The following is an 18,456-nucleotide window of genomic DNA, read 5'->3' on the forward strand; positions in this document are numbered from 1 at the left end:
TCTATTTTCTAAAACAAAGGACTCATAAATAAAAACCACAACTAATATTTTTTAGTTGCGGTTTTTACGCATTTAAACTATTTATTTCAAAATCTTTTTATTATAATACATAAAAATGCATTATAATATAAGCTACTGTTCTTTAGGAGGGATTTAATGGCTGATAAATATAAATTTTTGATACTCATTGTTACAGCATTTTTTTCTTTCTTTTCCTTAATAAAAGATTTCCGTAACACTTCAAAAAGTTTCTTTTGGGGGAGTTTTGCTATCCTAACAAGCTTTATATTATTATTAACTCACGCTTTAGAATTAACTCCTATACTTCTCTATTCAGCACAGATGGCTCTTGAGATTATTACAATTCCACGTAAATTAATTCTTCCATCTAGCACTGAAGTTGCTAGTTTTTGCTAACGAGAGGTGATCACTATAAACTGGAAACAAAAATACAATCCAAAGTATCTCTTTTACCGCATGTATAGTTATATTTATAAAGCCCTTGATGATATATCATGGTCCTTAAAATAATTTAGATTGTTATGAGTACACATTTTTTGTGTGCTCTTTTCATATCCCTATAAAATAACGCTTTCATTTCAAAGTTATATTGTTTTAAATTATCTTTTCTACTTCTCTTCTCTTGTTCATATACCCAGTTGTTTATTCATAAATTAAAAATAATTGACATAACTGAATGGAGGCTAACTATGTCTTTTGCAAATATTATTAAATACGGACGCGTTCCGCACTTTAACTCTAACTTCCCTTTGATTTTATTTTGGAGTCAGAAAAGTGGCTGTACTTCACTTGCACATTGGTTTTTTTATCAAATAAATTTATTTAAACAAGCCATAAAATACGATTCCTTCATCCATAATTATGAAAATGAAATATACAAAAACTCCTCCGACTACTTTATTGAACTAGCTGCTGCTTTATATACAAACGGAAAAGATTCCTATAAATTAGTGAGAAACCCCTATACAAGAGCTGTAAGTTCATTCTTTTCACTAATTGCCCCCCCTCACATAGAAAACCCAGCATGGAATCCTATTCGGAATTTTTATTATGGTAATGAATTTTGTAATAAGCCTATTTCATTTAAAATCTTCCTCTACTATTTAAAAGCGCAAATGAAAGATTTAGAACAAGTAGATCCACATTTAATGCAGCAATATGAACCAACTGAGGAGGAGTTTGTTACAAAGTATATCTACCTTGAAAATTTCTCTACTGAAATTGCGCGCTTAGAACAAACATATCAATTAAAAACTTCTCCTTTACACATACTAACCAAATCATGGCATCATCAGAAGGGAAGGGCGATTTTTAGAGGTGATTTTGCAGATGCTGATATTACCGATCCTTTATTCCCACGCCTCCCAACATACGATAGTTTTTATGATTATGAAACTATCCAATTAGTACAGGATATTTTTAATAAAGATTTTCACACGTACAATTACCCATTAACTCCTTTAAAAAATATGTGATTTTCTAATTGTAGTTTCATATATTATAGAGAAACTTAAATTCACCTATTTAAGTTTCCTCATAAAACTCTCGTAGTAAGTTGGGGCACTGGAAACAGTGTCTTTTTTTAATAAAATTCAAATTGTATTATTTATTAAATCATTAAAACGTATAAATATAACGTGAAACACTCATTAAGGTTGTCTTCATTCGCTCTATTTGTTCCACTGCCGTTGTATAATCAAAGTTCAATTATTTCACTATTAAATACAAAAACTTCAATTTCCAAACGATTAGTCTCAATTGTTAAAAAAGCAATTGAAGCATTATAATAACCTAAAATTATAACACACACTGATAAAGCAATACTTGGTCAAGCGTATTACGGACTGTGATTGAGTTGTTAGCATCAAAAAAGCTACATGGGGTTGTCGCAATGGGTTTCATGATATTTTTAAGGCTTATTTAATGAAATCTGAATTTAAAAAATTCAATTTCATAGTTTACGTCAGACTCATGCAACACTTTTTTTGAACAATTTGTACATCCGAAAATTACAAGTGAACGATTGGGTCATAAAGGTGTTTTCATAACCTTACGCATGTTTTACCTTTGATGCAAGAATACGCAGTTAAAACATTTAGTGAACAACTATTTGGATAATAATGTTTACAAATATAAAAATACGGTTTCTCTTTCCTAGAGAAACCGCACCATATCAAAGTTCTTATTATATTTTAAACTGACTCGTATACAGGTCAAAGTAAAACCCTCTATCTTCCATAAGAGATTCATGATTCCCTCTTTCCAAAATACTTCCATCTTTTATAACAAGGATTTGATCTGCTTTTTCAATCGTTTTCAGTCGATGAGCGATTACAAAACTTGTTCGACCTTTCATTAAATTATTTAGTCCTTCTTGAATTTGCAATTCTGTTCTCGTATCAATATTTGATGTTGCTTCGTCGAGAATTAATATATCTGCATCTGCTAAAATCGCCCGCGCAATCGCAAGAAGTTGTTTTTGTCCTTGACTTAAATTCGATCCTTCTGAAGCAATTTTTGTTTCATATTGATTCGGTAAATGTTTAATAAAAGAATGTGCAGATGCTGCCTTAGCTGCATTGATTACTTTATCATCACTAGCATCTAATCGACCATAACGAATATTATCCATAATCGTCCCTGCAAATAAGTACGTATCTTGTAAAACTACTCCTATTTTACTTCGCAACGAATTAATATCATAATCTTTTATATCTTTTCCATCGATATGAATTTGCCCTTGCTGTATATCGTAAAAGCGAGTTAGCAAATTAATGATAGTTGTTTTACCCGATCCAGTGGGACCAACTAAAGCAATTGTCTCCCCTGGTTGCGCCTTAAGACTCACTTCTTTTAAAATCGTTTTATTTCCCTCATAACCAAATGAAACATTCTCAAGTGCAACATGCCCTTGTAAATTTTGTACAACGAACGCATCTTTTTTATTTTGAATTTCTGGTACTTCATCCATAATTTCAAAGACACGTTCTCCACCAGCAACTGCCGCTTGAATTGTATTCATTAAAGTTGCGAATTGACTTAGTGGTCTTGAGAATTGACGAGAATAATTAATAAAAGCCGCAATGACACCTACTGTTGTCATTCCATTTAAAACCATAACTGAACCAGTCCCAATTACAAGCCCCATACCTAAGTTATTTATAAAGTTCATACTTGGAAAAATAAAAGCTGAAAATGTATCCGCCTTCGTAGCTGAAACTCTTAATTGTTCATTAATTTTATTGAAATTTTGTACGGTTTCTTTTTCTTTCCCATATAACGTTGTAACATCCGCTCCTGTTATAGCTTCCTCAATAAAACCATTTAATTCTCCTAAATCTCGTTGACGCTTTGCAAAGTTTTTACCACTATAAGTAACTAGTTTTTTTGTAACGAAAAACATAATAGGCACTGTAATTAAAGTAACAATCGCTAAAATCCAATCTAATGCGAACATCGCAATCGTTACACCTATAAAGGTTAATGCTGATGAAATAATTTGTACAACACTTTGTGTCAACGCTTGATTCAAATTATCTATATCATTTGTAACACGGCTCATTAAATCCCCTTGAGAACGTACATCAAAGAACCGTAAAGAAAGCGTTTGGATTTTCTCAAAAATATCTTGTCGTATTTTTTGTATTGTTTTTAATGCAACGTTAACCATGACAAATGTTTGTAGCCAAGTTAACAATACTGTTACACCGTAAATCGCGATAAGTAACAAACACATTCTCGCCGTACCGCTTAAATCTTTCGGTACAATATATTGATCTATAATTACTCCCATTAAATACGGACCTAATAGCCCAAGTAACGTCGTAACAAATACTAAAAATATTACGAACGTAAGAGCAGCCTTTTGATACCCCATATAGTTCCATACTCGCAATACAGTTCCTTTAGTGTTTCTAGCTTCACCCATTTTAGGCGCGTTACGCCCACCTTTATTAGCAAATTGCCCTTGAAAATTACGCATGTTCTTTCCCACCTTCTTTATGTAAATTGCCACCTTGGGAAAGATAGATTTCTTGATATACCTCACATTGTTCTAACAATTCTTCATGTGTACCATCACCAACTAATTCACCGTTATCTAAAACGAGAATTTTATCAGCATCTATTATTGATGAAATTTTAGAGGCAATTAATAATGTTGTTGTTCCTTTATATTCTGTTCTTAATGCCGATTGAATGTTAGATTCCGAATTCGCATCAACTGCTGAAGTAGAATCATCTAATATAAGAATGGATGGCTTTCTCACAAGTGCCCTTACAATGGATACACGTTGTTTTTGTCCACCTGATAAATTCGTCGCACCTTGTGTTAAATGATATTGATATGAATCTTCCAACTTGTTAATAAACTCAGTCGCACAAGCTGATGAAGCCGCTACTTCCAGTTCGTCATTCGTTGCATCTTCTTTACCATAACGTAAGTTCTCTTCTATGCTACCTGAAAACAATAATGCCTTTTGAGGTACAAACCCGATTGAAGCACGAAGTTTTTGTAAATCGAATGCTCTAACATTTATTCCATCAATGCATACTTCCCCTTGATCAACATCGTATAAACGCGGTAATAGTTTTGCTAAAGTGGATTTACCACTCCCTGTAGAACCGATAATTCCTACTTTTTCGCCTTTACATATGTTAAATGAAATATCTTTTAATACATATTCATTATTTTTCGTGTAACTATAACTAACATTTTTAAAGTCAATATGTCCCTCGATTTGCTTAGGTACAAGCGCATTTGTTTCACTCATAATATCAACCTCAGTATTTAAAACTTGCTGTACACGATCCGCAGATGGAAATGCTCGCGCGATTTGCATAAATACCATACTTATAGACATAAGTGACATTAAAATAATATTCAAATAGTTTATAAACGCTAAAATAGCTCCTACTTGAAGCGTTCCATTAAATACTTTTTCTCCACCAATCCATAATGTTGCGACAATCCCGCCACTTACAACTAACATAATGATTGGCATCATTAAAGAAATAAGCTGCACCGCTCGAATATTTATCTTCGTTAAATTCGTATTAACATTTCCAAACTGAGTAATTTCATATTTTTGTCTTACATACGCTTTAATAACACGTACTCCAGATAAATTTTCTTGTAGCTTTGTATTCACTTTATCTAATGCTTCTTGCACTTTTTTGAACGTTCCGCTCGCATTACTTGCAATGAATATAATCGCAAGTAATAAAATTGGAACAACCACAAGTAATATAGGAAATAACTCGCGTGCTGTTACAAAAACAATTATTATACTTCCGATAAATAACAAAGGACCACGAACAAGTACACGTAATGTCATCGTCATCGCCGATTGAATAGAAGTAATATCATTTGTCACAATCGTTAATAATTTCCCAGTTCCAAATGAATCACGATTTTCACTAGAAAATATTTCTACTTTCGCAAATACATCTTTTCGTATGTCTGTAGCGAAATTAACAGCTGCTTTTGTAGAATACATCATACACCCAAGTCCTCCAACTAAACCGAGTGCTGCAGCTCCTATCATAAGAAGCCCCATTTTTATTACATAATTCAAATCACGATTTGCTATCCCAACATCAATAATATGTTGCATAATAGTCGGTTGAATTAAGTCCATCGCAACCTCAAGTACCATAAATAGTGGTCCAATAATAGCGAAGAACATGTATGGTTTTAAATAATGTAATAATTTGCGAAATGATTTCATACTTAATCTCCTTTTTCCTATGAAATTACCATTTAATAATTCATACCCTCCTTACTTAAACCATATAATTTTTGATTTTCCCAGTACTTCTATTATATTATGTAAATTAATATTTAACATTATTAAATGATAAGCATTAATGACTTTCCGGTCAATAAATGTGCTTTATATTACGCAAATAGAAAAACCGTATTCTCAAATAGAAAGAATACGGTTTTTCTATTTATTTGTTAGATTGCAAAATTCAATCTCAAATTCATTTTTTCAAGTGGACTTCATATGTATAAACCTATTTTAATAGTATGTATACTTGTATCCCCCTCAAAAATATCTATATAAACATTTAAAATTCCGTTAACACTGGGAATTTAAATCCTTTAAAATCTAACTCTTTATTACTTCGAACCATTAAACACTTACTTGACTGTAATTCTGTAAATTGTACATCCTCAATCCCTAATTGATCTGGTGAGAAGTAAAATTCGATTTCTGTAAATCTTTCAGCAATTTCCCCGCATATTTCATCTAAAACTGGAAGTACTGGTGCAAACACTCCATATAATTTCAACTTTTCATTATCTACTTCATACACAATAAGAGCATCTAGCTTCTCTGAATAATACAATTTCTCATTCCATTCCGAGTCATACATATTCAAATAAAACGAAGGGCGGAAGTTTAATGTTGCAAAATTATTTGAAAGTCTTTGGCTACTATCAATAGTTTCATGTATTAACTTTCTATCCTCTTCCATATAATAATCTAACTTTCTAAGTAAAGAATCATTATTATTCTTTTTATCATATGGAATAGTCATCAAATACTCCTGCACAACTTTAAACCCAAATGATGCATATAGTTCAGGTATTTCCGTAAACAATAAAGTACATTCACATTTCTTATCGATTTCTTCTATCATTTTACTCATTAATTGTGTCATGAGTCCTTGTCTACGAAAATTAGAGTGTGTCATTACCGATTGAATTCCCGCTGCATTTATTCTTTCACCATTTACTAGCAATGGTAGCGAAAATGCCGCAACATTTGCAATTGCTTTATCGTCATGTAAAAATGATAAAGCTTTGTATGTATCATCCCAATAACCTCTCTCTGAAAAATCATTCAATGTTTGAATTGTAATCCCAAACACTTCTTCAAATAAAGGAAATAACTGCTCTCTTTTCGGTTCTTCTAAAAGAAGTTTTTCAAAATTTTCAACATTCCCCATGTTGTCCCTCCATACGTTAATTCCATCAAATTAGATGTAGTTGTAGAACCTACTCTTAAAGTAATAGGTCTTACCAATCAATATACTATCATAAAATATAAAAAAAAAGTCTAATTTATTTTATGTTTTGACTATTCGAAAATAAGTCGAATAAAATAATATTAGGATTTTTGAATATTAATAAGTTTGTTATATAAAAATAGTGCTTTCTAAGTCGTTTTTACTAATAGAAATGCACCATTTATAAAAAATATTTTTTTATTTTTTTTCCTTCTAGTCTCTCCTGCGTGTTAATTTCTTCTCCCCTCATTCGCCTTTCAAATGTATTTCTCCAACTCGTAGAAAGTGCCTGTACTTCTAAAATCCTTTTTAGCCCTTTTACATTTTGTTTTTCTTTATGCATGATACGATTAGCAAATGCTACCGTAACACCTTTTGGATCAGACTTCAGTAATTTTAACGTATCAGCAGGTGATACCCATCCTTCTTTTAATACGCGAAAATAAAATCCTGTATATCCTGTTTCTTGAAAATATAGTGGTAACTTTGGAATATTGTATTTCTTAGCTAATTTAAAACAAGGTTGTCTTGGTTGCGTCACTTGGACAATCGCTTCTCCAATTTGAAATGTATCACCTATACAAACATCCTCTTCACACATACGACTAATTGTTATATTTTCTCCGAATGCTCCATATACAAGGTCTTCATTCAACTCTTTTTCCCAGTATCTATAATGTTCTCCAGAATACACACAAACTGCTTTATCTACTCCGCCATGATGAACTAAGTCCGCTTGCCCATCTCCATTAAATTTTAAAAAGGATAAAAACACTGGTTCCCTTACTTGATTCTTATTTATACCTGTATGAATTACCTTTCCGCCGTATGTAACCTCTTTTGGTAACCCTATATTTAAAGATAGTACCTCATATACTTTATTCATCTTAATTGCTCCTCTTACTTACCCCAAAATTTTTCAATAGATTAATTTATACTTTCAAACTCTCTGTCTATTTTTCATTTAAAGTGACAAAAGATCAGCAAATGTAATAACCACTCAAATATCCTTGCTCCGATACTTATCTATCCTTACTTCAAAAACTTTTCAATCCCTCTCTAATAAAGTGATTATAAGCTCAACAAAATCATTGTTCAATCCAATTATTTATATAATAATGATAGGTATAACCTATCATCAAACTTGAGGTGGTCCCAATCGAATTACGACAACTTGAATATTTTTTAGCTGTTACAAAAGAATTACATTTCACAAAAGCAGCTGAGAAATTAAATATTTCACAGCCTTCACTAAGTCAGCAAATACGTGCATTAGAACATGAAGTTGGAATGCCACTTTTCGATCGCATTGGTAAAAAAATATCTTTAACTAACGCAGGAAGGATTTTATTATTACATAGTAAAACCATTTTTCATGAAGTCGAACAAGCTCGTTCTGCTATTCAAGATTTAAACGGGTTACAACAAGGTTCCTTAACAATAGGATCATTGTTAACCGTCGTAAATTATTTACTACCACCCGCTATTTTAAATTTTAATCAATTATATCCTAATATAGAACTCTCTGTATTAGGGCTTCGTACAGGAGATATTCGCGAAAAATTATTACAAAACGAACTTGATATTGGCATTACATTTCTCCCGGTGCAAGATAAGGAGATTATTTCTATCCCTCTATACAAAAGTGAACTTACATTAGTCGTACCAACCGATCATCAATTAGCTGAACGTAATCATGTATCTATTGCTGAATTACAGAACTACCCTTTAATTCTTTTACCTAAAAATTTCTTTTTAACCGAACTAATTACATCTTATTGTCAAAAATTTAACTTTAAACCAAAACCAATTTTAGAAATTAGTACGATGGAATCTTTAATCCAAATGGTTTCAAAAGGAATGGGAATTACAGTGTTACCAAAACCGTATATAGAATTTTTACAAAATAAAAACATTCAAGCAATTAAAATAGAAGATCCTACCCCAACAATAGAAATTGGGCTTATTTATAGAAATGATAAATATATGTGTGCTGCAACTCGAGAATTTATTGAACAACTAAAAAGAACAGTACGTTCTTTACAAAGCTAAACGAACAAAAGAGATTATCCTATAAAACCGTTTCACAACGCTCTAGTAGAATAATCTCTTTTCAAAACAAAATACAACATAACTTTTAAACTCAAATAAATTTCAATGTACCTTTTTAGATATTGGAATATATTTCGTAAAATATGCCCCCACTAGTAATAAAACAATTGAAATGAACCAAATAAAAATACCGCCAAAGTTAAACCAATATGCAAGCAAATTTAAGATTGCTAGTGTAAAGAAACAAATTGAAGTTAACGCACTCTTCAATCCTTTTACCCCTGCTTTTTTTCTTTTTTCATAAGTAATATACATTGAAACGGCAACAAATAAGATAAGAACAATCGGTAATATTACTTTTAGCAATGGCAATCCCTCCCGTATATACACCTTACTATTACCATTTTATCTCATTTATTCTTCTTGAATCAATTAATAGCGTTCTTCTTTCCAAAAGTTAGTATACGTTTTATTATTAAATTTCACATTCACCTTAGAAAAGGATAGGCTCTCTCCAACTTTCAATGAGTACCAGTCGTTGAATATTGGAGATCCGAAGCAAATATTCATTGTACGGTTATGCAAATCAAATAAGACAGAATGCAAAGTTCCAAACCATTCTTCATAATTATGTACTGTCAGCCCAGTAGGATACTCTTTTTCTACTAATCCTTTTAAAGACTTCATGCTCACTAGTTCATTTTGATTTAAATATTCATACAATGTGTGATATCTGTTTGTGGATTGTTCTAATCTTCTATTATTCAATTTTTGAATAGGTAAACTAATCGCATGGTTTGTTGATACGATAAAATCATGGCTTTCCTCATCAATTGTGGTTATTGATTTAAAACCGTCAAATATTTCAATACGCGCTGCGTCTAAAGGATCTGCTACAATTAGATTAATATTACTTGCAATTGGCATTTCATCAACTAGTGATATCGCCTCCTGCACATTTTTACATTTCTCCAATAATACTCGAATTACCGCAAAACATTGTAAACCATTTAACACCGGCTTTCGTAAGCCTTCAATACTCCCTACTGGTTGACCACATGCTGAAAATGTAACAGCTAACCCATGCTCATTAACACCTTCAGTTCGACCAAAATAAAAAGTAGAAAATCCACTATGGGCATACGCGCCTTCAACATGTGTAGAGCAAAAACGCATATCATCTATTTTTGGTGACAAATCATAATTTCTTAATACATATGTGTGCTTTGAATCTGTCTTTTTAGGTAATACGACACAATGACTACATCCTGCTTTTAATAGTGTTTGATAATAATACATCATATTTCTAGCAGGAATTTTCAACACTTCACAAAACCCGTCAATTTCTTCATTAATTCCTGGACAATATTGATTTAATATATTTCTAGATTCTGTCCAATAATTATCTGATACTAAATGTTCTTGTTGTATAAATTGTGGAATGAGATACGGATGACTTTTCACAAACTCTCCTTGTTGCCTTCCAATATCATAATGACTTCCTTTTAATGATGAAAAGTACCCCTTTACTTCATACATCATATTTCCCCCTCTCATTGATTATATCCATATCATACTAAAAGGATTTTATTCATTCTTGATGTTTTTTACTGTCTTTCAAATCAAATTTGGCTGGAATAAAGAAAACAATTATAAAATAAAAATTAGGAAACTGTAATCATTAACAGTTTCCTAATTTACCTATACTATATTATCCCTTCCTCCACCAACGTTTCTGCAATTTGAACCGAGTTCCAAGCGGCCCCTTTTAATAAATTATCGGAAACAATCCAAAGATGGAATCCTTTTGGTGTATCAGGGTCTTTTCTAATTCTCCCGACAAATGTATCTATTTTCCCTTCTGCATATAATGGCATTGGGTACAGCTGTTCACTAGGATTATCTTGCAGTATAACACCTGGTGCATCCAGCAACACTTCTCTTATTTCTGCAACAGTCGCTTCTTTTTCAAGTTCAATATAAACCGATTCTGAATGCCCTGAAACAACTGGAACACGCACACAAGTAGCTGCCATTTTTAAATTGAGATCTTCTAAAATTTTCTTCGTTTCTTGAATCATTTTTACTTCTTCAAATGTAAAATCATTATCTGTAAATATATCTACTTGAGGCAGTACATTAAACGCAATTGGATAATGCTTTTTATCTTTTTTCACAGGTAATATCGTACCCTTAACCTCTTCACCTGCAAGCATTGACTTAGTCTGTTCTTTTAATTCCTGAATCGCATGAATTCCTGAACCTGATACAGCTTGGTATGTGGAAACAATAATTCGTTCCAATCCGAATGCTTTTCGAATTGGCTGAAGTGCCGTCACCATCTGTAATGCTGAACAATTCGGAACTGCAATGATCCCTTTATGCTTCTTTAAAGTGTGCGCATTTACTTCTGGAACAACGAGCGGTACATCATGTACCATTCGGTATTCACTCGTGTTGTCAATTACGATAGCACCACTAGAGACCGCGTGATTGACAAATTGTCTAGAAACTTCTCCTCCAGCGCTAAAAAAGGCAATATCTACACCTTCAAAGCTAGTTGTTTTTGCCTCTTTTATTATTATCTCCCGTCCTTTAAATCGCACTACTTTACCAGCGGATCGTTTTGACGAAAGCAATGTAACTTCAACTATATTAAATTGAGTTTCTTTCTCTAACAGTTCAATAATTTTCTGTCCGACTGCACCTGTAGCCCCAACTACAGCTACATGATAGCCCTTTTTGATCATCTTTTCTCCTCCAATATCACTTAAATGAATATTTCTACAATTTCATTTTATAAAGAATTTAACCATTTGGAAAATTGAAATACGTGATATAATCATTCACAAATCATGATAATAAAAGAGGGATTGCTTATGGAAATGAGACACGTTAAAACATTTTGTGCGATTGTTAAATATGGTGGTTTTTCTAAAGCTGCTCATGCGTTAGGTTATGCGCAATCTACTGTAACAGCGCATATGAAAGCATTAGAAAACGATTTACATCTCCCTCTTTTCGATCGATTAGGGAAAAAAGTACTTCTTACAAAAGCAGGTCATCAATTTCATCCTTATGCTCTAGAATTACTAGCTATTTATGAAAAAGCGCAAGAAATCCCTCAAAATAGTGATGATTTAGAGGGAACATTAACAATTACATCTAACGAATCATTAGCAGTGTACCGATTACCACAATTATTACGTATGTACAAACAGGAGAATCCGAAAGTAAATATCGTACTGGAAACAACTACAAACGAACAAGCAATGAATAAGCTACGTGAAGGAGAATCAGATGTTATTTTCATAATTGGAGAAAGTATGGAACATAATGATTTTATTACGCGTACTTTTTGTAATGAAGCATTTGGATGGATTTTACCTCCCCATTACTCTACACACTCTAATCCATTTTGTTTACTAAATGATACTCAATTTATCTTTACAGAACAAAGCTGCGGCTATAGACAGATGGTAGATCGGTTTTTACGTCAAAGCGGAAATATTCCAGCTAAAACATTTGAAACTTCCAACGTTGAAGTCATTAAACAATCTGTGATGTGTGAGTTAGGAATTTCAATTCTTCCTTACATCGTTGTACAAGAAAGTTGTCAAAAAGAGCAACTCTGTTTTCAGCCTATCGAAACTCCAGCAGTTATTCAAAGCCATGTAATTTATCATAAATCTAGATGGATTTCACCCGTTTTACAATCGTTTCTTTCCTTACTAGAGCGGGACTAAAAGGTGCACAAAAAAAGAGTAACTGCCTAATAAGCACTTACTCTCTTCCAATATTATCTTATTTATTAGTCTGTCCCCCATCTGCAATTAATTTACTGCCTGAATAAGTACCTTTTTGTATAAACACTTGATTAATTAACTCTTTTTGTTCCGCCTCTGACATTACTCCTTTTCCTTCGCCTAAATTCCCGCTTTGTAATTTCCAAATCTTATTGTGATCCGCGTCCATCTTTTCATATTTTCCTTGTTTCCATCTCTCTAAAATATCTGCATATGTATTTCCTTGTACTAGATCATTACTCTTTACAATATCAAGTAAACTTTCAATTCGTTCTTGTGTGATAAAAATATAGCCCCACTTTTGATCAGCTTTCGTTTTTTGATGTGCCATTTCATGTAATGCTGTCTGTATGTTCTCATCTGTCCATTTAAAATTTTTATTAAAACCGCTATTTGGTAATGAATGATTGCCATTTTCTAAAAGCTTTGCATCTTCAGCTTTTACTTTACTATCCGCTAGTACTTCTGCTGCCGGAGCAGCTGGTGATGCCTTTTTCGCAGCTGGTTTACTATTATTTAGATAATACAGCATACCATATGTTAAACCTACGCCGATTACCGCCATACCAGCTAAAATACCTATTATTTTAAAAAATGTTTTCATATTGCTTGTTTCCTCCCACATATCCCATTCATATTTTCTATTTCTTGAACCACATGTATATTTCCTTATATTGTATTTCTTTTCTTTATAAATTGAAAGATTATTCTGTCAAAAAACTCGATCTTTTTCAAATGCAGATCCATCTCTAAGCATTTCGGTTTAATTTTATAAAAATATATGCTAGCCTACCTATAAAGGAGATGAATAAATATGAGTTTATTGTATAGCGGTTTAACTTTTTTAAACTTTGACGATACATATTTATTACAAAATAAACTTCATTCTTATTCACATGAAGATATTGATTTTAGTCATTTAGAGCACGCAAACCTGTATTGCGAGACTCCTTCTTTTAAGCGTATAAAACGGGAATTATATCGTAGAAAGCAAAGAGGAATCACCTTTATCGGTTCTGGAAATTATCATTATGTATCTTATTTGCTACTAAAAGAAATAGATGAACCATTTAGCCTTATTTTATTTGATCATCACACTGACATGAACTTAAAAGAAGAAAATGAACATACTCTTATTTCTTGCGGTTCATGGGTATCATTCGCACTTCAAAATAACCCGAAATTAAAGAAAGTAATTATTATCGGACCTTCTTCTTTAACCATTCATTCTAATGATTATTCATGCGTAGAAGTATTCCCGATAGATACAACTTATGAAGTATCTACACATACGATACTTTCGCATATTCATACAGATACTATATATGTAAGCATTGATAAAGATGTTTTAGATTCAAAAGTAACTATTACAAATTGGGATCAAGGACATATGAAACTTTCTACACTATTAAAATGTTTACATTCTCTTATTAGGAATAAAAATGTCTATGGTATCGACATTTGTGGTGAACTACCGGTTTATCCTTCTCAGCTCTTTCTAGCTAAATATGCAAATGCTATTAAGAAAAATGAAAAAGCAAACTTACAAATTTTAAAATCAATATATAATACATAAAAAAACAACGAGTACCTTATAAGGCACTCGTTGTTTTTATGCACGATGTTCTTTTAACCACTTCGTAATCGCATCTAACCTCGAAACATCAAAACGTCTCTCTTCACACACATTTAAACTGTTTACACTTTTCACAATTTCTAGTTCATTCGATTTTACACTTTTTGCTTCAATCATTTTGCAGTACCCGTCTGTAACCGTATTTAAATTTTCATAATAACGTTGAAACGATTTTGATATATGTAAATGTTTTTCAAAGTTTCTTCTTCTTTTTGTCTCGTCAGATTCTTTCCGTTTTCTAAGTTCTTCATCATTCGTATATAAATAAAAATATTGATCAGGAAAACCAATTTCCTTATTGATCAGTTTTTCTTTATAAAAGTTTTCTATTAAAGATAATGGCTGATTAAATATATCAAAATGGAAACACCAATTATAACTAAGTGGCTGATAAATATCACCATCAAGTATTACTAATTCATATTGCTCAGACTTCTGCACTGCTATTTTCCAGCGCTCTACTTGTTTTTCAAAATACCATGTTCTATGTTCGTTTTTTGGTCTTTCAAATAAAACATTCACTTCAGGTATAATATACGCACCATAATTTTTTTCTAATTCACGACACGTGCTACTCTTACCAACCGCACTTGCTCCCTCAAACTCTATAATCCCCATAGTTTCTCCCACTTTCATTAACTTAAATCTCTTTGCTTCGCATTTTTTCCCCATAACTGTCTCCATAAAACAATGGAAGCGATAGAAAGCATGATTGTTGTAATGATACTCCCCTCAATACCGAACGAGCCCCCATGAAGGACTTCCGATCCTTTTGTTACAGGTTTAAAAAGTGGTGTAGAATACATTGCCATTCCACTTACTGCAAAACCATAAATATTAAACTGTGCCCAATTCCACAACGAATGCCACGCGCATATCCCCCAAAGACTACTGTCCTTTAAAGCGTAAAAAGCTGCAAATACACCAACTAATATTATATTCGATATTGAAAGAATTGTAATACCTGGATTTAGTAAATGAAGAAAACCAAATAAAAAAGAAGTTACAACAATCCCAATCCATATACGACTTCTAACAGAAAGGACCGGAAATAACCAACCTCGAACAACAATTTCTTCTGTTGCACCTTGTATTAAAAAAGCAACTAAAGATCCTACAATTCCAAGTATAGCGGTTGGCGTAATTTGTTGCATTTGTAGTTGTACAATTCCTGTTAATAAAAGTAGCATGACTGGTATTGAAATGAAAACAAACCCTAATAATCCACCTTTCAAATATTTTCTTATCCACTGATTTCTCCAAAACCCAATGGATGAAATTGATCTTTTCTCTACAAATCTAACCCATAAAAAAACAAAAAATACAGCTCCGCCAAACGTCAATATCATCTCAATATCACTATGAATTGCCTTCATTAAAAGTGTTTCTGCTTTCGGTAAAAACAACATAAATAACATGAACAATTCACCTAAAGTTAAAAATACAATTGCAAGTATAACAGCGAATACTGGATGAATTTTTCTTCTTCCTTCTTTGGCTGCTTCAATTATTTTAAATTGAGTAAATTGCAATATTCTCGCCTCCTTAACAAATACATCAGCACTATTCTTATACTATAAACCGTTTTCCTAATACAAATATTCAATAAAAAAAGTTCTCAGTTTAGCATAAACCAAAATTAGGAATAATATATAAATAAAAGAGATGTCTTTGTGTCTTTTCCCATTATCTCCATCCTATTGCACACTGGTATTACCAGCACTTGCTATTTCCCACCATTTGTTGTAAAATAGTAATTAAGGTCAATTTAACACCATATTTCCTTTGCATATTATCAAGTATCAATCAGGATTATTTTGTACTCCTTATGGGTGTTTGATAATATGTGAACTTTTATTTTTCATTCAAATAAGGCCGATCATATTGTAATCTTTTTAAATTTTAGGAGGCATTACCATGACATTAACAGGTAAAGTAAAATGGTTTAACAGCGAAAAAGGTTTCGGTTTCATCGAAGTTGCAGACGGTAACGACGTATTCGTTCACTTCTCAGCTATCACTGGCGACGGCTTCAAGTCTCTTGACGAAGGTCAAGAAGTTAGCTTCGAAGTTGAAGACGGTAATCGTGGACCTCAAGCTAAAAACGTTGTAAAGCTATAATTCAAACAATAAAAAGGTTGTTACCAGCTCGGTTAACAACCTTTTTAATATATAACTAAAATTTTTTACATAAAAGGAGTGGTTATATGTATCGCAATCGAAAGAACGATGTAGCTGAAGTACCACCAGAACAAACCCCTGTCTGGGAATGTGAATCAGAGGATTGTTTAGGATGGATGAGAAAGAACTTTTCATTTGAAGAAGAGCCTAAATGCCCTTTATGTAAAAGTAGCATGAAAAGCGGAGAACGTTTATTACCTAAAATAGGTTAATTTTTACTTAACCCCTCTTTTATAAGAGGGGTTTTTTATTATAAATTTATATCCTCTACATCCGTTCGAACTATAGAATACAATAGTGCATCATGTTGCTTATTTCCTTGATGAATATATCCACGTAATATTCCTTCCTTATGAAAGCCTATTTTAGATAACATTTTACAAGAAGTAACATTTTCAGGGTATGTAATAGCTCCAATTCTAAATAAGCCTAAATCTCGAAATCCATAATGAATAATTTCTCGAGCCGCTTCTGAGGCATAACCATTCCCCCAATAACGAGGATGTAAGTCATATCCAATTTCAGATCGTTTACTCCATAGTTGTAAATTATTTAATCCAATTGTACCCACTAAAGTATTTGTTTCTTTTAATACAATCCCCCATCGTATTGCCTTTTTCTCAAAGTAATTTTTTGAAAAAGATTCAATCATACGTGAAGCTTGTCCAAACTCCGTAAAAGAATTCATACCGTAATAACACGTTACTTCATCCAATGAAAAGATTTCATATATTTTTTGACAATAAGATTGTTCTATTTCAACTAAACGCAAACGTTCTGTTTCTAATATAGGAAACGCCATAGGATCACTCCTTTCTTTCTACTCATTCATTATAGCAGAAAAAGTATTTATAATTAGGAAAGTCCTCAATGTCCCATTTATCAAATATTTCTAGAGAAGCTTATCCTCTTAATTCAATACGAACTAAAAATAACCCTTCTTGCTTTTGCATGATTAGAAAAAATAAAGAGGTGATCAAAATACTATGATCACCTCTTTATGCTCTAGTTTTATAATTAATTGTATTATTTTCATCTCCATCACCCCGCCCTTAATAATACGTCTTATAAATTCGATTCCGTGCTCACTTTTCCCTTCTAAAACAACACCTTATACATACATTTATGGTAAAATGTAGTTAATATTATATTTTACTGTGGAGGTGTAAATGTTCTATGTATATATTCATCGGCTTATCCCTCTTACTCATATTACTCATTTTTTTATTTGCAAAAAAATTCGTTCCAAACTCATTCATGATGACTAGTTTTAAAGGCAATAGCTTTAAGACATTTTCAATTGGCATGTTAATCGCTGCCACTCTTTCTCTTTCATATGGAATCTTTCACGCAGCAACCTATCAACCTAAACATTTAGATATCACGTTACAAAATCAAAACTTTACTGTTTTCGGTAATGTTGGGGAGCTTGGATATTTCTCAGAAGTATTACTAAAAAAAGATACAGAAGTTGAACTACATTTTGCCTCTTGGGAAACAATGCAATTAAATAATCCAGAAATAATAGTAAAATACCCTTCAGGTAAACAAGAATCATGGAAACCGAACATAACATCACTTGCAGCCAATAAATTAAAAGAGACACATGGCATAAAAGAGCTTTATCAACTCTCATCCTATTCATTTAAAGAATCCGGGAACATAACATTAACGATTACTGAGAATAATACAACTAATAAAAAAATCTCAATTCAAGTGAAATAAATAAAACGTCCCTCCAAT

The 18,456-nt window shown here is 32.2% G+C and carries 19 protein-coding genes and 1 pseudogene; 9 read left to right on the plus strand and 11 right to left on the minus strand.

Translation table 11 applies throughout. The features are described from left to right. Positions 1–156: 156 nt before the first annotated feature. The 3 genes and pseudogenes from MNO09_RS18785 to MNO09_RS31055 all read left to right on the plus strand — a co-directional run. Positions 157–417 carry a hypothetical protein gene (locus tag MNO09_RS18785; protein ID WP_000774121.1) on the plus strand — a complete coding sequence of 87 codons (261 nt, stop codon included), beginning with the start codon at positions 157–159 and terminating at the stop codon, positions 415–417. A 293-nt stretch (positions 418–710) separates the two neighbouring features. Beyond that, positions 711–1,496 (plus strand): sulfotransferase family 2 domain-containing protein, encoded by a 786-nt coding sequence (locus tag MNO09_RS18790; protein WP_000006502.1) that lies wholly within the window; start codon positions 711–713, stop codon positions 1,494–1,496. Between the two features lie 468 nt (positions 1,497–1,964). Beyond that, positions 1,965–2,139, plus strand: a pseudogene (locus MNO09_RS31055) (tyrosine-type recombinase/integrase); the annotation flags it as partial. Between the two features lie 67 nt (positions 2,140–2,206). On the opposite strand, the gene MNO09_RS18795 reads toward MNO09_RS31055, so the two are convergent. From MNO09_RS18795 to MNO09_RS18810, 4 genes are all read right to left on the minus strand, one after another. Continuing rightward, positions 2,207–4,003, minus strand: a complete 1,797-nt coding sequence (locus MNO09_RS18795) for an ABC transporter ATP-binding protein (RefSeq protein ID WP_001243530.1) — start codon at positions 4,001–4,003, stop codon at positions 2,207–2,209. Next, positions 3,996–5,750, minus strand: a complete 1,755-nt coding sequence (locus MNO09_RS18800) for an ABC transporter ATP-binding protein (protein ID WP_241950042.1) — start codon at positions 5,748–5,750, stop codon at positions 3,996–3,998. Before MNO09_RS18800 ends, MNO09_RS18795 begins: the two co-directional genes overlap by 8 nt. Positions 5,751–6,093: 343 nt before the next feature. Beyond that, positions 6,094–6,978 (minus strand): GNAT family N-acetyltransferase, encoded by an 885-nt coding sequence (locus tag MNO09_RS18805; RefSeq protein WP_000528686.1) that lies wholly within the window; start codon positions 6,976–6,978, stop codon positions 6,094–6,096. Positions 6,979–7,219: 241 nt separating this feature from the next. Beyond that, the gene (locus tag MNO09_RS18810; RefSeq protein WP_001045581.1) at positions 7,220–7,924 is read right to left on the minus strand and encodes an MOSC domain-containing protein; all 705 of its coding nucleotides are present in this window, start codon (positions 7,922–7,924) and stop codon (positions 7,220–7,222) included. A 263-nt stretch (positions 7,925–8,187) separates the two neighbouring features. Between MNO09_RS18810 and MNO09_RS18815 the strand changes: the two genes are divergently transcribed. Beyond that, positions 8,188–9,090 carry a LysR family transcriptional regulator gene (locus tag MNO09_RS18815; protein ID WP_000248936.1) on the plus strand — a complete coding sequence of 301 codons (903 nt, stop codon included), beginning with the start codon at positions 8,188–8,190 and terminating at the stop codon, positions 9,088–9,090. Positions 9,091–9,192: 102 nt separating this feature from the next. On the opposite strand, the gene MNO09_RS18820 is transcribed toward MNO09_RS18815, so the two are convergent. From MNO09_RS18820 to MNO09_RS18830, 3 genes are all read right to left on the minus strand, one after another. Further along, positions 9,193–9,456 (minus strand): hypothetical protein, encoded by a 264-nt coding sequence (locus tag MNO09_RS18820; protein WP_000921702.1) that lies wholly within the window; start codon positions 9,454–9,456, stop codon positions 9,193–9,195. A 66-nt stretch (positions 9,457–9,522) separates the two neighbouring features. Then, positions 9,523–10,629: a C45 family autoproteolytic acyltransferase/hydrolase gene (locus MNO09_RS18825; RefSeq protein ID WP_000273364.1), complete on the minus strand. Its 1,107-nt coding sequence runs from the start codon at positions 10,627–10,629 to the stop codon at positions 9,523–9,525. 167 nt (positions 10,630–10,796) lie between these two features. After that, complete coding sequence (locus MNO09_RS18830; RefSeq protein ID WP_000591698.1) at positions 10,797–11,840, minus strand: aspartate-semialdehyde dehydrogenase; 1,044 nt, start codon at positions 11,838–11,840, stop codon at positions 10,797–10,799. Between the two features lie 129 nt (positions 11,841–11,969). Here MNO09_RS18830 and MNO09_RS18835 point away from each other — a divergent pair, with 129 nt between their 5' ends. Further along, positions 11,970–12,836 (plus strand): LysR family transcriptional regulator, encoded by an 867-nt coding sequence (locus MNO09_RS18835; protein ID WP_000425882.1) that lies wholly within the window; start codon positions 11,970–11,972, stop codon positions 12,834–12,836. A 58-nt stretch (positions 12,837–12,894) separates the two neighbouring features. On the opposite strand, the gene MNO09_RS18840 is transcribed toward MNO09_RS18835, so the two are convergent. Further along, positions 12,895–13,521 carry a PRK06770 family protein gene (locus tag MNO09_RS18840; RefSeq protein ID WP_116480646.1) on the minus strand — a complete coding sequence of 209 codons (627 nt, stop codon included), beginning with the start codon at positions 13,519–13,521 and terminating at the stop codon, positions 12,895–12,897. A 189-nt stretch (positions 13,522–13,710) separates the two neighbouring features. Between MNO09_RS18840 and MNO09_RS18845 the strand changes: the two genes are divergently transcribed. Then, positions 13,711–14,472, plus strand: coding sequence for an arginase family protein (locus tag MNO09_RS18845; RefSeq protein WP_000055485.1), 762 nt, complete (start codon positions 13,711–13,713; stop codon positions 14,470–14,472). A 36-nt stretch (positions 14,473–14,508) separates the two neighbouring features. Here the strand turns inward: MNO09_RS18845 and MNO09_RS18850 are convergent, their stop codons facing one another. Beyond that, positions 14,509–15,168: an AAA family ATPase gene (locus MNO09_RS18850; RefSeq protein WP_241950200.1), complete on the minus strand. Its 660-nt coding sequence runs from the start codon at positions 15,166–15,168 to the stop codon at positions 14,509–14,511. Continuing rightward, entirely contained in the window at positions 15,168–16,064 is an 897-nt protein-coding gene (locus MNO09_RS18855) for a CPBP family intramembrane glutamic endopeptidase (RefSeq protein WP_001160956.1), read from the minus strand. The genes MNO09_RS18850 and MNO09_RS18855 overlap by 1 nt, the downstream gene beginning before the upstream one ends. Before the next feature lie 385 nt (positions 16,065–16,449). Between MNO09_RS18855 and cspD the strand changes: the two genes are divergently transcribed. Together cspD and MNO09_RS18865 are read left to right on the plus strand one after the other, a co-directional pair. Further along, a complete protein-coding gene (cspD, locus tag MNO09_RS18860) occupies positions 16,450–16,653 on the plus strand; it encodes a cold-shock protein CspD (protein WP_000176365.1) in 204 nt (67 codons plus the stop codon). Between the two features lie 86 nt (positions 16,654–16,739). Beyond that, the gene (locus MNO09_RS18865) at positions 16,740–16,925 is read left to right on the plus strand and encodes a cold-shock protein (RefSeq protein WP_000286202.1); all 186 of its coding nucleotides are present in this window, start codon (positions 16,740–16,742) and stop codon (positions 16,923–16,925) included. Positions 16,926–16,963: 38 nt separating this feature from the next. Here MNO09_RS18865 and MNO09_RS18870 read toward each other — a convergent pair whose 3' ends face one another. Continuing rightward, complete coding sequence (locus MNO09_RS18870) at positions 16,964–17,515, minus strand: GNAT family N-acetyltransferase (RefSeq protein ID WP_088107150.1); 552 nt, start codon at positions 17,513–17,515, stop codon at positions 16,964–16,966. 374 nt (positions 17,516–17,889) lie between these two features. Between MNO09_RS18870 and MNO09_RS18875 the strand changes: the two genes are divergently transcribed. Beyond that, complete coding sequence (locus tag MNO09_RS18875) at positions 17,890–18,438, plus strand: hypothetical protein (RefSeq protein ID WP_000275253.1); 549 nt, start codon at positions 17,890–17,892, stop codon at positions 18,436–18,438. Positions 18,439–18,456 lie beyond the last annotated feature (18 nt).

Origin of the sequence: Bacillus sp. N5-665, from assembly GCF_022637375.2 — a bacterium.
In the GTDB taxonomy this organism is placed as follows: domain Bacteria; phylum Bacillota; class Bacilli; order Bacillales; family Bacillaceae_G; genus Bacillus_A; species Bacillus_A wiedmannii.